Genomic DNA, 14,138 nt, shown 5'->3' on the forward strand with positions numbered 1-14,138 from the left:
AACTTTTGTTCTACAAGCGGCCCGGCATGTTTGGAAACGATTAGAAGCGGATAACCGCAGCGCCCCAGGTGAAGCCGCCACCCATCGCTTCGAGGATGACGATCTGTCCCTGCTGGATGCGCCCGTCGCGGACCGCGACGTCGAGCGCGAGCGGCACCGACGCCGCGGACGTGTTGGCATGCTGGTCGACGGTGACGACGACCTTGGCCGGTGCGAGGCCCAGTTTGCGCGCGGTCGCATCGAGAATCCGCGCGTTCGCCTGATGCGGCACGACCCAGTCGACCTGGTCCGCGCCGAGCCCCGCCATCGCCAGCGACTCGGTCATCACCGACGCCAGGTTGGTCACCGCATGGCGGAAGACCTCGCGGCCCTTCATGCGCAGCTTGCCGACCGTGCCGGTCGTCGAGACGCCGCCATCGACGTACAGAAGCTCGTTATGCCGGCCGTCGGCGTGCAGCTTGGTCGTCAGGATCCCGCGCCCGTCCGCTTCGGCGGTGTCCTGCGCCTCGAGCACGATCGCGCCGGCGCCATCGCCGAACAGCACGCAGGTCGTCCGGTCTTCCCAGTCGAGGATGCGGCTGAACGTCTCCGCGCCGATCACCAGCGCGCGCTTGGCGACGCCGCTGCGGATCATGCTGTCGACGACCTGAACCGCATACAGAAAACCCGAGCACACCGCGGCGACGTCGAACGCGACGCAATCGTCGATCCCGAGCATCGCCTGCACCTTGGTGGCGCTCGACGGAAACGTCTGGTCGGGGGTCGCGGTGGCGAGCACGATCAGGTCGATGCTCTGCGCATCGATCCCGGCTGCGGCCAGCGCGGCCTTGCACGCATCGGCCGCCAGCGTCGCGGTCGTCTCGCCTTCGCCGGCGATGTGGCGGAAGCGGATGCCGGTGCGCTCGACGATCCACTCGTCGCTGGTATCGACGGTCTCCGCGAGCTCGGCGTTCGAAACACGACGGGCGGGCAGAGCGGAGCCCGTGCCGATGACGACCGAACGGATCATGCCGCCTTCTCCACATTGCCGAGATCGTCGGCGATCCGCCGTACCAGGTCGTTGCGGACCATCTTGGCGGCATTGCCGATCGCGGTCGCGACACCGCGCTCGTTGGCGCCGCCATGGCTCTTCACGACGATGCCGTTGAGCCCGAGAAAGACCGCGCCGTTGTGATTATTGGGATCGAGGTGATCGCGCAGCAATTCGGTCGCCGGCTTCGAGATCAGGAAGCCGAGCTTGGAGCGGACCGAGCTGCGGAACGCGCGCTTGAGCAGGTCGGCGACGAATCGCGCGGTGCCCTCGGCGGTCTTGAGCGCGATGTTGCCCGAAAAGCCGTCGCACACGACGACGTCGACCTCGCCGCGCGACAGCCGGTCGCCCTCGATGAAGCCGTTGAACTGCATGTCGACGGACGGCGTCGCGCGCAGCTGGGCTGCGGCGTCGCGAATCTCGTCGGTGCCCTTCATGTCCTCGCTGCCGATGTTCAGCAGCGCGACCCGGGGGTGCGGTATGTCGAGCGCAGTGCGGGCATAGGCGGCGCCCATGATCGCGAACTGGACGAGGTTGCGCGCATCGCACTCGGTGTTCGCACCGAGGTCGAGCATCACCATGTCGGTATCGCCCAGGGTCGGCAGACGCGCCGCGAGTGCCGGCCGGTCGATCCCGGGCAGCATCCGCAGCGACAGCTTCGCCATCGCCATCAGCGCGCCGGTGTTACCCGACGACACTGCGGCGGCGGCGCGACCCTGTTTCACCAGGTCGATCGCGATGCCCATCGACGTCTTCTTCGCCCGCCGGATCGCCTGGCTCGGCTTTTCGCTCGAGCCGACGACCTCGGGGGCGTGGACGATCTCGGAATTCTGCGACAGGTTCGGATGAGCCTTGAGCTCTTCGCGAATCGCAGTTTCGTCACCGACCAGTATGAAGCGCATGCCCTCGAATCGATGACGCGCGCGCGCGACGCCGGCGAGCATTACTGCCAGCCCGTCGTCGCCACCCATCGCATCGACCGCGATCCAGCCGCTGTCGGGCATCGTCAATCCTTCGTTCAAGTTAGAGGTTCCGGACGGAAGCCTCAGCCCTCGATCGAGAGGATTTCACGACCGTTATAGTGACCGCACGACCCGCACAGGTTGTGCGGACGCTTCAGTTCGCCACAGTTGGGGCATTCCTGGAACGACGCGATCGTGAGCGAGTCGTGGCCACGGCGCATGCCGCGCTTGGAGGGCGAGGTTTTTCTTTTGGGGACGGCCATTTCGGCACCTTGTTCAATCTAAAGGTCGGGGCTCCGAGTACGCCTGGACACGGAACTCGGCAACCGACATGAATGCCGGCCGCCTGAAGCAACCCATGCGGCCTGACGCTCGCGAAGCGTGGCGCTATAGCGATTTCGTCCCGCGTTGCAAGCATTGGCCCCCCGCGTTGCAACCATTGGTCCGGGGTGGCAGGACCCGATCCGACATCCAACGAGGGGCAACGCCGTGATATTACCCGTGACGCTGACGATCGCAGCGGCTGCTGCCGTCGTCAATCTATGGCTCGCGTTCCGAATCGTGCCGATGCGCGTAAAGGGCAACGTCCTGATCGGCGACAACGGCGATGCGCTGTTGCAGGGCCGGATGCGCGCGCATGCGAACTTCACCGAATATGCGCCGTTCATCCTGATCCTGATCGGCCTTATCGAATTGGCGGGCGGGTCGACGCTGTGGTTGTGGATCGCCGGCGCGGTGTTCGTGATCGCCCGAGTCGCGCACGCGGTCGGGATGGACCGGCCGACATCCAGCGTACCGCGCGCAGGCGGGGCGCTGGCGACCTGGGCGCTGATGGCGCTGCTCGCCGGCTGGGCGCTGACGATCGCCTATCAGGCCAACACGGTCCCGGCTGCCAAGACCTTCCAGGTCGTGCCGTCGGGAGGCCGCGCATGAGCGCGCTTCGCCTGTTCGGGGCGGCGGCGCTGGTCGCCGGATCGCCTGCCGTCGCGCAGATATCGCCCGAGCGCCTGTCCGCCGACGTGAAGACGCTCGCGTCCGACTCGTTCGAGGGGCGCGCGCCCGGCACGCCGGGCGAGACCAAGACGATCGACTGGCTGATCGCACAGTTCAAGGCGATGAAGGCACAGCCCGGCGGCCCGAACGGCAGCTGGACTCAGCCCGTACCGCTCGTCCACACGCGGATGGGCGCGGGCACCGTGCGCGCCGGCACCACGGCGCTGGTGCAGGGCCGCGACGTCTATCTCAGCACCGTCCGCGGCGTCGACCGCGTCGCGATCGCGAACGCGCCGATGGTGTTCGTCGGCTACGGCGTCAGCGCGCCCGAACGCGGCTGGGACGACTTCAAGGGGCTCGACCTGAAGGGCAAGGTCGCGGTCTTCCTCGTAAACGACCCCGATTTCGAGGCGATGGCCGGCGACGATTCGAAGGGCAAGTTCGGCGATCGCCGGATGACCTATTACGGCCGCTGGACGTACAAGTACGAGGAGGCGGCAAGGCGGGGTGCCGTCGCCGCGCTGATCGTCCACGACACGCCGGGGGCCGGCTATGGCTGGAACACGGTGACGGCGCCCGCCGGCGAGAATTACGACATCGTGCGGAAGGATCCCGAATCGCGAGTGATGCTCCAAGGCTGGCTCGAAGGCGGCGCCGCGACTCGGCTGTTCGCCGCCTCCGGCCTCGATCTCGCAGGCTTGCGCAAGGCCGCACGCCGCAGCGATTTCCGCCCGGTGCCGCTGAAACAGGCGTTCACCACCGACCTGCCGGTCAAGCACGACACCGCCGAGAGCCGCAACGTGCTCGCGAAGTTGCCGGGGAAGACCCACCCCGACGAGGTCGTGATGTTCGGCGCGCACTGGGATGCCTATGGGGTCGGCGCGCCCGACGCGCAGGGCCGCACGATTCGGCCCGGCGCCAACGACGATGGGCTCGGCGTTGCAGGCGTGCTCGAACTCGCGCGCACCTTTGCGAAGGCACCGCGGACCGACCGCAGTCTCGTCTTCGCGCTGTGGAGCGGCGAGGAGCGCGGGTTGCTCGGCTCGGAAACCTATGCGGTGAACCCGGTCTATCCGGCCGCGAAGACGGTCGCCAACCTGACGCTCGACATCCTCCAGACCGCGGGCCCGGCAAAGGACGTCATGCTCGTCGGCGCAGGCCAGAACAGCCTCGAGGACATGCTGGGCGACGCCGCCAAGGCGCAGGGCCGCGTCGTGACGCCCGAAGCGCTCCCCGAACGCGGGCTGTTCTACCGCGCCGATCATTTCTCGGTCGCGCGCCGCGGCGTGCCGACTCTGCTGCTGATGGCGATCAGCGGTGCGCCCGATCTCGTGACGGGCGGACGGACGGCGGGGCAGGCGTGGCTCGACGGCTATATGAAATGCTACCACCAGACGTGCGACGCGTGGGGTACGGACTGGGATCTGCGCGGCGCCGCGCAGGATGTCGGGCTGTTCCAGACGATCGGCACGAAGCTGGCGAACAGCCGGTTATGGCCGGAATGGCGCGATGGCTCCGAGTTCAAGTCGGTGCGGGCCGAGACGGTAGGCGAGCGGAAGTAGGACCCAACCCACACTCACCCCCACCCCGGCGAAGGCCGGGGCCCAATTGGAAAGGTCGCTGTAACGGAGCGCCACCCCCGCCAATCGTCGCTCTCCAATTGGGCCCCGGCCTCCGCCGGGGTGGGGCGGCGTTGCGATGTCACTTCCGCAACTTTCTTTGTTCTCCCGCGAAGGCGGGAGCCCAGGATCACGAACGCTACCGCCCGGTACCCTGGCCCCCCGCCTCCGCGGGGGAACAGCTAGGGTTGCGGACGGCGGTTACGCCGCCAACGCCCGATCGCTCACGAACATGTTCGTCGCCCGCTCATGCGCAAACGTGCTCGCCGGCCCGTGCCCCGGGATGAAGCTCGTATCGCTTCCCAGCGGCCACAATTTCTCGACGATCGACTTCACCAGCACCTGGTGATTCCCACCCGGCATGTCCGACCGCCCGACCGACCCCTGGAACAGCACGTCGCCAACCTGCGCGAACTTCGAGGGCGCATGATGGAAGATCACATGCCCCTCGGTATGCCCCGGCGTCTCGTACACATCGAGCACGAGATCCCCGACCGACACCGTGTCGCCCTCGACCAGCCACCGGTCGGGCTCGAAATTGACGCCGGAAATCCCGTATTTCGGCCCATCCTGATCGAGCCGCTGCAACCAGAACCGATCCGCCTCGTGCGGGCCCTCGATCGGCACGCCCAGATCGTTCGACAGCCGCTTGGCACCACCCGCATGATCGATATGGCCATGCGTCAGCAGGATCTTCTCGACCGTCACGCCCGCCTGTTCGACCGCCGCCATGATCCGCGGCAGGTCGCCGCCCGGATCGATCACCGCCGCCTTCATCGTCGTGGTGCACCATAGGATGGTGCAGTTCTGCTGGATCGGCGTGACGGGGACGATCGCGGCGCGGAGGGGAGGATTTGTCATGGCCTCGAAATAGGATAGCGCATCGGTTGGAGCAATCGCCGCTTGCGATTTGCCCCGCGGCCCGTGCAACAGTCGCAACGATGTGGACTGCGCCCTTCGTTTTGCTCGACGACGCCCGCGAGGGCGGGGCTCCAGCCCGGCTGTACCGCGATCCTATCCGGATCGTCCGCGCCGACACGCTAGCCGAGGTCCGCCCCGCGCTCGACGCGCTGCGCGCCGCCCGTGCGGATGGTCTCCACCCCGCCGGCTACCTGACCTACGAAGCCGGCGCCGCCCTCGCATCGAAGCCGCTCGACGTCCGCAGCGAGGGGCCGCTGCTCTGGTTCGGCCTGTTCGCCGGCTACGAGACGTTCGCCGCGCACGACGTCGCCGCTTCACTCCCCGATCCCGCCGGCGCATGGACGGGCGCGCCACGCCCGCTGATCGACCGCGACACCTACGACGCCAGCCTGAAACGCGTGCTCGACCTGATCGCGGCGGGCGACATCTACCAGGCGAACCTGACCTTCGCCGCGACCGTGCCGTTCGTCGGCGACCCGCTCGCACTCTACGCCCGGCTCCGCCGCCAGGCCGGCGCGGGCTATGGCGCGCTGATCGATACCGGCGAGACGCGCGTCCTGTCGCTCTCCCCCGAACTGTTCTTCGCGCTCGACGGCGACACGCTCACCTGCCGCCCGATGAAGGGAACGGCATCACGAGGTGAAACGCCCGATACCGACCGCATGGCTGCCGAGGCGCTCGCGGCCGATCCGAAGCAGCGTGCCGAAAACCTGATGATCGTTGACCTGATGCGCAACGACCTGTCGCGAGTCGCGGCCCGCGTCGCGGTCCCCGACCTGTTCACCGTCGAGACCTATCCGACCGTCCACCAGATGACCTCGACCGTCACCGCCACGCTCAAGCCCGGCTGCGACGCGGTCGACGTGCTCGCCGCGCTGTTCCCGTGCGGCTCGATCACCGGCGCGCCCAAGCAACGCGCGATGGAGGTCATCGCCGAGGTCGAACACGCGCGCACCCGCGGCATCTACACCGGCGCGATCGGTCGCTTCGATCCGAGTGGCGATGCGATCTTCAACGTCGCGATCCGCACGATCGCGATCGCGGACGGTGCCGCGACGATGAGTCTGGGCTCGGGGATCGTCGCCGACAGCGTGGCCGACGCCGAGTGGGCGGAATGCCACGCCAAGGGCGCGTTCGTCACCGCCGGCCAGCGCCCGTTCGACCTGATCGAGACGATGGCGTTCGATCCCGACGACGGGCTCACCCGCCTCGAAGCGCATCTCGCGCGGATGAAGGCGAGTGCGGAACGGCTCGGCTTCACCTTCGATCGCCATACCGCGCGCAACGAGTTGCAGGCCGCGACCTTCCGGTTGCGCGGGCCCCGCCGGATCCGCCTGCTGCTCAGCCCCTCGGGTGCGATCGCGATCGAGGCGGCACCGCTGCCGCACTCGCCGTCCGAGGCGCACGTTGCGATCGTCCCGCTGCCGGTCGCGCCCGCCGACTTCCGCCTGCGCCACAAGACGAGCGCGCGCGGCTTCTACGACGCGGCGCGCAAGGCTGCCGGCACGTTCGAGGTGCTGTTCGAGGATGCCGACGGCTTCCTGACCGAGGGCAGCTTCACCTCGTTGTTCGTGCCGCGCGGCGAAGTGCTCGTGACGCCGCCGCTACGGCACGGCCTGCTTCCCGGTATCCTTCGTGCCGAGCTGCTCGAATCGGGGCGCGCGATCGAGGCGCCGCTCACGCGCGCGGACCTTGCCGGCGGATTCTTCATCGGAAATGCGGTTCGTGGCCTCATTCCGGCGATTGTTGCGGTTGCGAAATCGGTGACGCGGGGCGTATAGCCCGCGCGAATTCCGCAGGCGAAATCTGCGGACAACCGCAAAGGTTCCAGCATGCACGCATCTGCCGCGCTCGGTCGCATCAGCCCTTCGCCGACGCTCGCGATCACCAGCCGCGTCCTCGAACTGAAGCGCGCGGGCGTCGATGTGATCGGGCTGGGCGCGGGCGAACCCGATTTCGACACGCCCGACTTCGTCAAAGAGGCCGCGATCCAGGCGATCCGCGACGGCAAGACGAAATACACCAATGTCGACGGCACGATCGAGCTGAAGCAGGCGATCGTCGCAAAGTTCGCGCGCGACAACGGCCTGGCATACACCACCGACCAGATCAGCGTGAACGTCGGCGGCAAGCACACCCTGTTCAACGCGATGGTCGCGACGATCGATCCGGGCGACGAGGTCGTCATCCCCGCGCCCTACTGGGTCAGCTATCCCGACGTCGTACAGTTCGCCGGCGGCGTCCCCGTCATCGTCAAGGCAGGCCCCGAGGCCGGCTACAAGCTCGATCCCGCCGCACTCGACGCGGCGATCACGCCCAGGACCAAGTGGGTGATCCTCAACTCGCCGTCGAACCCCACCGGCGCCGGCTACACGATCGATGAACTGAAGGCGCTCGGCGCGGTGCTCGCCAAGCACCCGCACGTCTGGATCTTCGCCGACGATATGTACGAGCATATCGTCTATGACGGCTTCAAGTTCGCGACGATCGCCGAGGCCTGCCCCGAGCTGTTCGAGCGCACGCTGACCGTCAATGGCTGCTCGAAGGCCTATGCGATGACCGGCTGGCGGATCGGCTATGCCGGCGGTGCGGCGTGGCTGATCAAGGCGATGGCCAAGCTCCAGTCGCAGTCGACCTCGAACCCATGCTCGATCGCGCAGGCCGCGGCGGTTGCCGCGCTCAACGGCGACCAGTCGTTCCTCGCCGAGCGCAACACCGCGTTCCAGGGCCGCCGCGACTTGGTCGTGTCGATGCTCAACGAGATCCCCGGCATGCACTGCCCGACGCCGGAGGGCGCGTTCTACGTCTACCCGTCGTTCGCCGAACTGATCGGCAAGACGACGCCGAACGGTCGCCTGATCGACACCGACGAGGCGATGGTCGGCTATCTGCTCGACGACGCGAAGGTCGCCGTCGTGCAGGGCGCGGCGTTCGGCCTCTCGCCGGCGTTCCGGATCAGCTATGCGACCTCGGACGCGCTGCTGCGCGAGGCGTGCACACGCATCCAGACGGCCTGCGCCGCGCTGCGGTAAAGCACTGCCGAGCAACATTCCGGAAACGCGGCGACATCGCCCGGCAATCCTGCCGGCAGATGCCTGCTGCACGATGAACGCATCGGCCACGCCGCGTTAATCGAGAGTTTCTAAAAACGACATTGTGGTTGGCCGGCATCTCCACGACATGCCGGTACGTAGCTGGTGCTGACCTATCCGGTTGGCATCGTCATTGGGTTTCATTGGGATCGCATCATGCGCAGCATCGTAAAGTCGAGTTTCTTCTGGCAGTTCAGCGGCGGTTTCGTCCTCGGCGCCATCGGCTTGCTCGCGCTGCAGCCCGCCGAGGCCCGCCAGACCTTTGCGAGCCACTTCGAACACAGCGCGTCCACCACGCGATAAACAGCCGGACGGCTTGGCGAAGCGGAGCGGCAACCCCATGTATCTAAACATGAAAAAGCAGCTCATCGCCACGCTCGCCGCCGTCGGTATCGCCGGTGCGATTCTTGCCACCGGTGCCGCGCAAGGCGCCCGCGCCGTCGTCATCCCCGCCGTCAAGACAGACCTGCCGCCAGCGCCTGGTATCCAGACCGCGGTGCTCGCTGGCGGCTGCTTCTGGACGATGGAGGCGGTGTTCGAGCATGTGAAGGGCGTGAAGACGGTCACGACCGGCTATGCCGGTGGCACCAAGGCGACCGCGACCTATGATCAGGTCTCGGCCGAGACGACCAAACATGCCGAGGCGATCCGGATCGCCTATGATCCCCGAGTCGTGAGCTATGGCACGCTGCTCCGCGTCTATTTTTCGATCGCGCATAACCCGACGACGCTGAACCGGCAGGGCCCCGACAGCGGCACCAGCTATCGCTCGGCGATCTTCCCGCAGTCGCCCGCGCAGGCGCAGGTCGCCCGCGCGTACATCGCGCAACTGGGCGCGACGCGCGCGTTCTCCGGCCCGATCGTGACCAAGCTCGAGACCGGCGCCTTCTACCCGGCCGAGGCGTATCACCAGAATTTCTACGACCGGAACCCGACGCATCCCTATGTCGTCACGTGGGACAAGCCGAAGGTCGCCGCATTCCGCGCGGCGTTCCCGACGATTTCGAACTGAGGGGCTACCTTAGAGCCCCGTCATCCTGACGAAAGTCAGGATCCAGAGCCAATTGGTGCAACGTTCGTGATCCTGGATCCTGACTTTCGTCAGGATGACGGAAGTTCAGGCCGCAACCGGAAACCGCAGCATCCGGTCCGCCACCGGCACCATCGCCTCCGCACCTGCCCCGACCGCGCGGACGATCTCCGGATGGTCGACATCCAGCCCGCCAGTCAGCGATCCGAACGCCGGCAGGATCAGCTTCGTCGCGGTCGCCACGAAACACCGCCGCGCCACCGATTTGCCGCGAACGCGCAACCGCAGCTTCGGGTGGAAATGCCCCGACAGCTCGGGCCGGGTCTCCGCGCGGTCCGCTTCGTGGCGCAGCATCAGCCCGTCGACGATGACCTCGTCCACCACGGTCCCGCCGCACCGGTCCAGAATCGCCGGATCGTGGTTGCCCGTAATCCAGGTCCAGCGCGTGGTATCGGTCATCGCCCGGAGCATGTCTTGCGCCCGCTGCGGCAACCGTGCGCACCCGTCGCTGTCGTGGAAGCTGTCACCCAGGCACCAGACTTCGCGCGCGCCGGTCGCGGCGACCAGCGCGGTCAGATCGGCCAGCGTCGCGATCGAATCATAGGGGGGCAGCATCTGGCCGGACCGCGCGAACCAGCTCGCCTTCTCGAAATGCAGGTCGGCGACCAGCAGCGCGCGCCGCTCCGGCCAGAACAGCGCGCCTTGCGCCAACGCCAGAAGCGCATGTCCGCCGAACGAAAAGGGAACCATTTGCCTGCCATGCCGCTGCGCGCGCAGTGAATCAACCCGCCTTCGCCGCAAAGTCACCAGAGGTCGGCAGGACTTGCGCCTGCCCCCAATCGGCGTAAAGCGCGCCGTCCCATCAGGAGGAGCGCTCTTCGCGCCATGACGTCCGTAGCCGGAACACCCCAGACCGCAGTTGTGACCGAACCGACCGCCGAGCAATCGGCGCCGGCCGATCTGTCCGCGGCGCATCTGCATCCCCATCCGGCGCTGGCCGCGCTGACTGTCGGCGCGATCGGCGTCGTGTTCGGCGATATCGGCACCAGCCCGCTCTACGCGTTCCGCGAGGCGCTGGGCCAGACGTCGGCGGGCGGCATCGACCCGAGCGAGATCCTCGGCGTGCTGAGCCTCGCGCTCTGGTCGCTGTTCCTCGTCGTCACCGTCAAATACGTCATCTTCCTGATGCGCGCGGACAACCAGGGCGAGGGCGGCGTACTGGCGCTCGCCGCGCTGGCCCGCCGCGCGCTCGGCATGCGGTCGCGGATCGCGATCGTGCTCGGCGCGGCCGGGGCGTCGCTGTTCTACGGCGATGCGATCATTACGCCAGCGCTGTCGGTGCTGTCGGCGATGGAGGGTCTGCGGACGATCCCGAGCGCGGCGCACATCTTCAACGAAGGCGTCGTGCGCGCGTTGACGATCGGCATCCTGATAGCGCTCTTCATGATCCAGGCGCGCGGCACCGCCCAGGTGTCCAAGCTGTTCGGCCCGGTCTGCATCGTCTGGTTCGTCGCGATCGGTGCGCTCGGCGTGTGGCACATCGCCGACGAACCCTCGATCGTCCGCGTGTTCCTGCCGACCTATGGCGTGTCGTTCCTGCTCACGCACGGCGTCACTGGGCTGTTCGTGCTCGGCGCTGTGTTCCTGACCGTCACCGGTGCGGAAGCACTGACCGCGGACATGGGCCATTTCGGCAAGCTGCCGATCCGCATCGGCTGGTTCTTCCTCGTCTTCCCCGCGCTCGCGCTCAACTATCTGGGGCAGGGCGCGTTCGCGCTCGCCAAGCTAGAAGATGCGGCGCGGCAGGGCATCCCCTTCGTCAATCAGGACTGGTTCTTCCTGATGGCCCCCGAATCGCTGCGCCCCGCGCTGATCATTCTCGCAGGCTTTGCGACCGTGATCGCCAGCCAGGCGGTCATCACCGGCGCGTTCAGCCTGACTCAGCAGGCGATCCAGCTCGGCCTGCTCCCGCGCCTGCGCATCCGCCAGACCTCGGCGGTGTTCGCCGGCCAGATCTACCTGCCCGCGATCAACTGGCTGTTGCTGATCGGCGTGCTGGTGCTGGTGATCCAGTTCAAGACCTCGTCGGCGATGGCCGCGGCGTACGGCATCGCGGTGACCGGCACGATGGTCGTCACCACGCTGCTCGCCTACATCGTCGTGCGCCATCGCTGGAACTGGTCGCGCCCGCTGGCACTCGCGGCGATCCTGCCGTTCCTGACGCTCGACCTGATCTTCTTCGGCGCGAACATCCTCCGCGTGATCGAGGGCGGCTGGGTGCCGCTTGTCATCGCCGCGTCGATCGGCCTCATCATCTACACCTGGGTCCGCGGCAAGAAGATCGTCAGCGCGTTCGAGAAGCGCCAGAGCATCCCGCTCAGCGACCTCGCCGCCGCGCTCGAGAAGCGCCCGCCCGAGCGCGTCTCGGGGACCGCGGTGTTCCTGACCGCGAACCCGCATGCGACGCCGGGCGCGCTGCTGCATAACCTCAAGCACAACAAGGTGCTGCACGAGCGCAACCTGATCGTCAGCATCCGCACCGCCGACCGCCCGTTCGTCGACGAGGCAAGCCGCGCCAAGGTCGAGCGAGTCGACGAGAATTTCTCGATGGTCGTGCTGACGTATGGCTTCATGGAATCGCCCGACGTGCCGCGCGATCTCGGGGTGGGCAACAAGACCGAGCAGCTCGGGCTCGACCCGATGCGCACCTCGTTCTTCATCGGCCGCAACACGCTGAAGCCCGATGCGGAGAAGGGCATGCCGCCTTGGCAGGACCGGATCTTCCTGTTCCTGCAACGCAACGCCAGCGACCCGACCGACTTCCTGAAGATCCCCCCCGGCAAGGTGCTCGAGCTAGGCGAACAGGTCACCGTCTAACCTCCCTCGCCCCTCCGGGGAGAGGGAAGGGGCCCGCGGCCCTTGCCGTGGGAAGGGTGAGGGGCGTGAGGCTAGGGACGCTGATCCCAACTCCCCCTCACCCTTCCGCCGCCTACGGCGCCTCCCTCCCTCTCCCCCAAGGGGAGAGGGACCAGAAGTCAGCCAGCGAACGCCTTCACCAGATCGAACAAGTAATCCCGGCCATCGTACAGCGACGCCACGCGGATCCGCTCGTTCAGCCCGTGGATCCCGCCCATATCCTTGTCGATGAACACGCCGGGCGCGCCATAAACCGGGATCCCGATCGCCTCGAAGAAGATCCCGTCGGTCGCGCCGGTCGACATCAGCGGCAGGATCGGCAGCCCGGGGAAGTGCTTGGCCGCGACCTTCGTCACCGGCCCCATGATCTTCGGGTCGAGCGTCGGCGGGATCGCGGTAGGCCGCACCGGCTGGTTGGCCGTTACCGTCACCTTCGCGCCAGCCAGCGCCTTCAGCTTGGCGAGCGTGCCGTCGACCGTCTCCCCCGGAAAGATCCGGCAGTTGATGTTCGCGGTTGCTCGCTGCGGCAGCGCATTCTCCGCATGCCCTGCGTTCAGCAGCGTCGCCACGCAGGTCGTGCGCAACGTCGAATGCATCGCCTTGTCACGGCTGACGATCGCGTCCGCGGTCTTGTCCTCCGGATTGGCGAGCAGCTGCGTGATCGCGGTCCCCATCTCGCCCGGCATCGCCTTTGCGCTCGCCGCGAAGAACGCCCTGGTCGTGTCGGTGAACTTCACCGGGAATTCATAGCCCTGCACCGCCTTCACCGCATCGGCGAGTTCGTAGATCGCGTTCTCCGGCGTCGGTTGCGAGCTGTGCCCGCCGGGGTTGGTGGCAAGGAACGTGTAGTTCTGCGCGGCCTTCTCGCCCACCTGGATTGCGAGCAACTGGCGCTTGCCATTGTCGTCGAGCCGCCCGCCGCCGCCTTCGTTCAGCGCGAACTCCGCCGCGATCAGGTCGGGCTTCGATTTCGCCAGATACTGCGCGCCGTTCCACGCAAACGTGGTCTCCTCGCCGCAGGTCAGCGCCAGCTTGATCGTGCGCTTGGGCGTGTAGCCGGACGTCTTGAAGCGGATCATCGCGTCGGACCAGATCGCCGCCTGCGCCTTGTCGTCGACGGTGCCGCGCGCGTAATAATAGCCGCCCTCCTCGATCAGCTTGAACGGATCGCGCACCCAGTCCTCGCGCTTGGCCTCGACCACGTCGAGATGCGCGAGCAGCAGCATCGGCTTGACGCTCGCATCCGATCCTTTGAGCACCGCGACCAGCCCGCCGTCCTTGGGATGCTCGGGCACCGAGAAATAGGTGATGTCGGCATCGGCATAGCCCGCGCCCTTCAGCCGCGCGCCGATCTGCGCCGCGGCCTGCGTGCAGCTGCCCGCCGACAACGTCGTGTTGGTCTCGACCAGTTCCTTGTAGAGCCCGAAAAACGCCTTCTGGTCGGGCCGCGATTGCGCCTGCGCGGAGATCGGCGTGGTCAGTATCGCCGCCGTAAGTAGCCAGCCCGTCGCGCGCATTATCGTCCCCTTTATCGTGTCATGCAGGAGAGTTGCAGCGAATGCGCGGTTACGCAAC

13 protein-coding genes are annotated in these 14,138 nt (G+C 67.2%); 7 read left to right on the plus strand and 6 right to left on the minus strand.

Annotated features, from left to right (window positions below):
• Positions 1–40: 40 nt before the first annotated feature.
• The 3 genes from EV283_RS18195 to rpmF are packed head-to-tail and all read right to left on the minus strand — an operon-like array spanning position 41 to position 2,255.
• Positions 41–1,009, minus strand: coding sequence for a beta-ketoacyl-ACP synthase III (locus EV283_RS18195; RefSeq protein ID WP_130327867.1), 969 nt, complete (start codon positions 1,007–1,009; stop codon positions 41–43).
• Complete coding sequence (plsX, locus tag EV283_RS18200; protein WP_130327869.1) at positions 1,006–2,034, minus strand: phosphate acyltransferase PlsX; 1,029 nt, start codon at positions 2,032–2,034, stop codon at positions 1,006–1,008. Before plsX ends, EV283_RS18195 begins: the two co-directional genes overlap by 4 nt.
• A 41-nt stretch (positions 2,035–2,075) precedes the next feature.
• Positions 2,076–2,255: a 50S ribosomal protein L32 gene (gene rpmF, locus EV283_RS18205; protein ID WP_056054400.1), complete on the minus strand. Its 180-nt coding sequence runs from the start codon at positions 2,253–2,255 to the stop codon at positions 2,076–2,078.
• A 226-nt stretch (positions 2,256–2,481) separates the two neighbouring features.
• On the opposite strand from rpmF, the gene EV283_RS18210 reads away from it, so the two are divergent.
• Both EV283_RS18210 and EV283_RS18215 read left to right on the plus strand, forming a co-directional pair.
• A complete protein-coding gene (locus EV283_RS18210; RefSeq protein WP_130327871.1) occupies positions 2,482–2,925 on the plus strand; it encodes an MAPEG family protein in 444 nt (147 codons plus the stop codon).
• On the plus strand, positions 2,922–4,547 hold the full coding sequence (locus tag EV283_RS18215) for a M28 family metallopeptidase (RefSeq protein WP_130327873.1): 1,626 nt from the start codon (positions 2,922–2,924) through the stop codon (positions 4,545–4,547). Before EV283_RS18210 ends, EV283_RS18215 begins: the two co-directional genes overlap by 4 nt.
• A 258-nt stretch (positions 4,548–4,805) precedes the next feature.
• On the opposite strand, the gene EV283_RS18225 is transcribed toward EV283_RS18215, so the two are convergent.
• Positions 4,806–5,465 (minus strand): MBL fold metallo-hydrolase, encoded by a 660-nt coding sequence (locus EV283_RS18225; RefSeq protein WP_130327875.1) that lies wholly within the window; start codon positions 5,463–5,465, stop codon positions 4,806–4,808.
• An 80-nt stretch (positions 5,466–5,545) separates the two neighbouring features.
• On the opposite strand from EV283_RS18225, the gene pabB reads away from it, so the two are divergent.
• From pabB to msrA, 4 genes are all read left to right on the plus strand, one after another.
• Complete coding sequence (gene pabB / locus EV283_RS18230) at positions 5,546–7,306, plus strand: aminodeoxychorismate synthase component I (protein ID WP_130327877.1); 1,761 nt, start codon at positions 5,546–5,548, stop codon at positions 7,304–7,306.
• A 51-nt stretch (positions 7,307–7,357) separates the two neighbouring features.
• Positions 7,358–8,557, plus strand: coding sequence for a pyridoxal phosphate-dependent aminotransferase (locus EV283_RS18235; protein WP_130327879.1), 1,200 nt, complete (start codon positions 7,358–7,360; stop codon positions 8,555–8,557).
• A 165-nt stretch (positions 8,558–8,722) separates the two neighbouring features.
• Positions 8,723–8,920: a hypothetical protein gene (locus EV283_RS18240; protein WP_130327881.1), complete on the plus strand. Its 198-nt coding sequence runs from the start codon at positions 8,723–8,725 to the stop codon at positions 8,918–8,920.
• A gap of 49 nt (positions 8,921–8,969) precedes the next feature.
• Positions 8,970–9,629, plus strand: coding sequence for a peptide-methionine (S)-S-oxide reductase MsrA (msrA, locus tag EV283_RS18245; RefSeq protein ID WP_130327883.1), 660 nt, complete (start codon positions 8,970–8,972; stop codon positions 9,627–9,629).
• 105 nt (positions 9,630–9,734) lie between these two features.
• Here the strand turns inward: msrA and pdeM are convergent, their stop codons facing one another.
• A complete protein-coding gene (pdeM, locus tag EV283_RS18250) occupies positions 9,735–10,397 on the minus strand; it encodes a ligase-associated DNA damage response endonuclease PdeM (RefSeq protein WP_130327885.1) in 663 nt (220 codons plus the stop codon).
• Positions 10,398–10,532: 135 nt separating this feature from the next.
• Here pdeM and EV283_RS18255 point away from each other — a divergent pair, with 135 nt between their 5' ends.
• Complete coding sequence (locus EV283_RS18255) at positions 10,533–12,524, plus strand: potassium transporter Kup (RefSeq protein ID WP_130327887.1); 1,992 nt, start codon at positions 10,533–10,535, stop codon at positions 12,522–12,524.
• 158 nt (positions 12,525–12,682) lie between these two features.
• On the opposite strand, the gene EV283_RS18260 is transcribed toward EV283_RS18255, so the two are convergent.
• The gene (locus tag EV283_RS18260) at positions 12,683–14,080 is read right to left on the minus strand and encodes a M20/M25/M40 family metallo-hydrolase (RefSeq protein WP_130327889.1); all 1,398 of its coding nucleotides are present in this window, start codon (positions 14,078–14,080) and stop codon (positions 12,683–12,685) included.
• Positions 14,081–14,138: the final 58 nt, after the last annotated feature.

The sequence above is a fragment of the Sphingomonas sp. BK036 genome (assembly GCF_004216825.1).
Lineage (GTDB): Bacteria > Pseudomonadota > Alphaproteobacteria > Sphingomonadales > Sphingomonadaceae > Sphingomonas.

What these genes read in the sequence shown, in the direction of transcription:
- EV283_RS18195 (WP_130327867.1), bottom strand. Translation starts at nt 1,009, where the DNA reads ATGATCCGTTCGGTCGTCATCGGCACGGGCTCCGCTCTGCCCGCCCGT.
- plsX (WP_130327869.1), bottom strand. Translation starts at nt 2,034, where the DNA reads ATGCCCGACAGCGGCTGGATCGCGGTCGATGCGATGGGTGGCGACGAC.
- rpmF (WP_056054400.1), bottom strand. Translation starts at nt 2,255, where the DNA reads ATGGCCGTCCCCAAAAGAAAAACCTCGCCCTCCAAGCGCGGCATGCGC.
- EV283_RS18215 (WP_130327873.1), top strand. Translation starts at nt 2,922, where the DNA reads ATGAGCGCGCTTCGCCTGTTCGGGGCGGCGGCGCTGGTCGCCGGATCG.
- EV283_RS18225 (WP_130327875.1), bottom strand. Translation starts at nt 5,465, where the DNA reads ATGACAAATCCTCCCCTCCGCGCCGCGATCGTCCCCGTCACGCCGATC.
- pabB (WP_130327877.1), top strand. Translation starts at nt 5,546, where the DNA reads ATGTGGACTGCGCCCTTCGTTTTGCTCGACGACGCCCGCGAGGGCGGG.
- EV283_RS18235 (WP_130327879.1), top strand. Translation starts at nt 7,358, where the DNA reads ATGCACGCATCTGCCGCGCTCGGTCGCATCAGCCCTTCGCCGACGCTC.
- msrA (WP_130327883.1), top strand. Translation starts at nt 8,970, where the DNA reads ATGAAAAAGCAGCTCATCGCCACGCTCGCCGCCGTCGGTATCGCCGGT.
- pdeM (WP_130327885.1), bottom strand. Translation starts at nt 10,397, where the DNA reads ATGGTTCCCTTTTCGTTCGGCGGACATGCGCTTCTGGCGTTGGCGCAA.
- EV283_RS18255 (WP_130327887.1), top strand. Translation starts at nt 10,533, where the DNA reads ATGACGTCCGTAGCCGGAACACCCCAGACCGCAGTTGTGACCGAACCG.
- EV283_RS18260 (WP_130327889.1), bottom strand. Translation starts at nt 14,080, where the DNA reads ATGCGCGCGACGGGCTGGCTACTTACGGCGGCGATACTGACCACGCCG.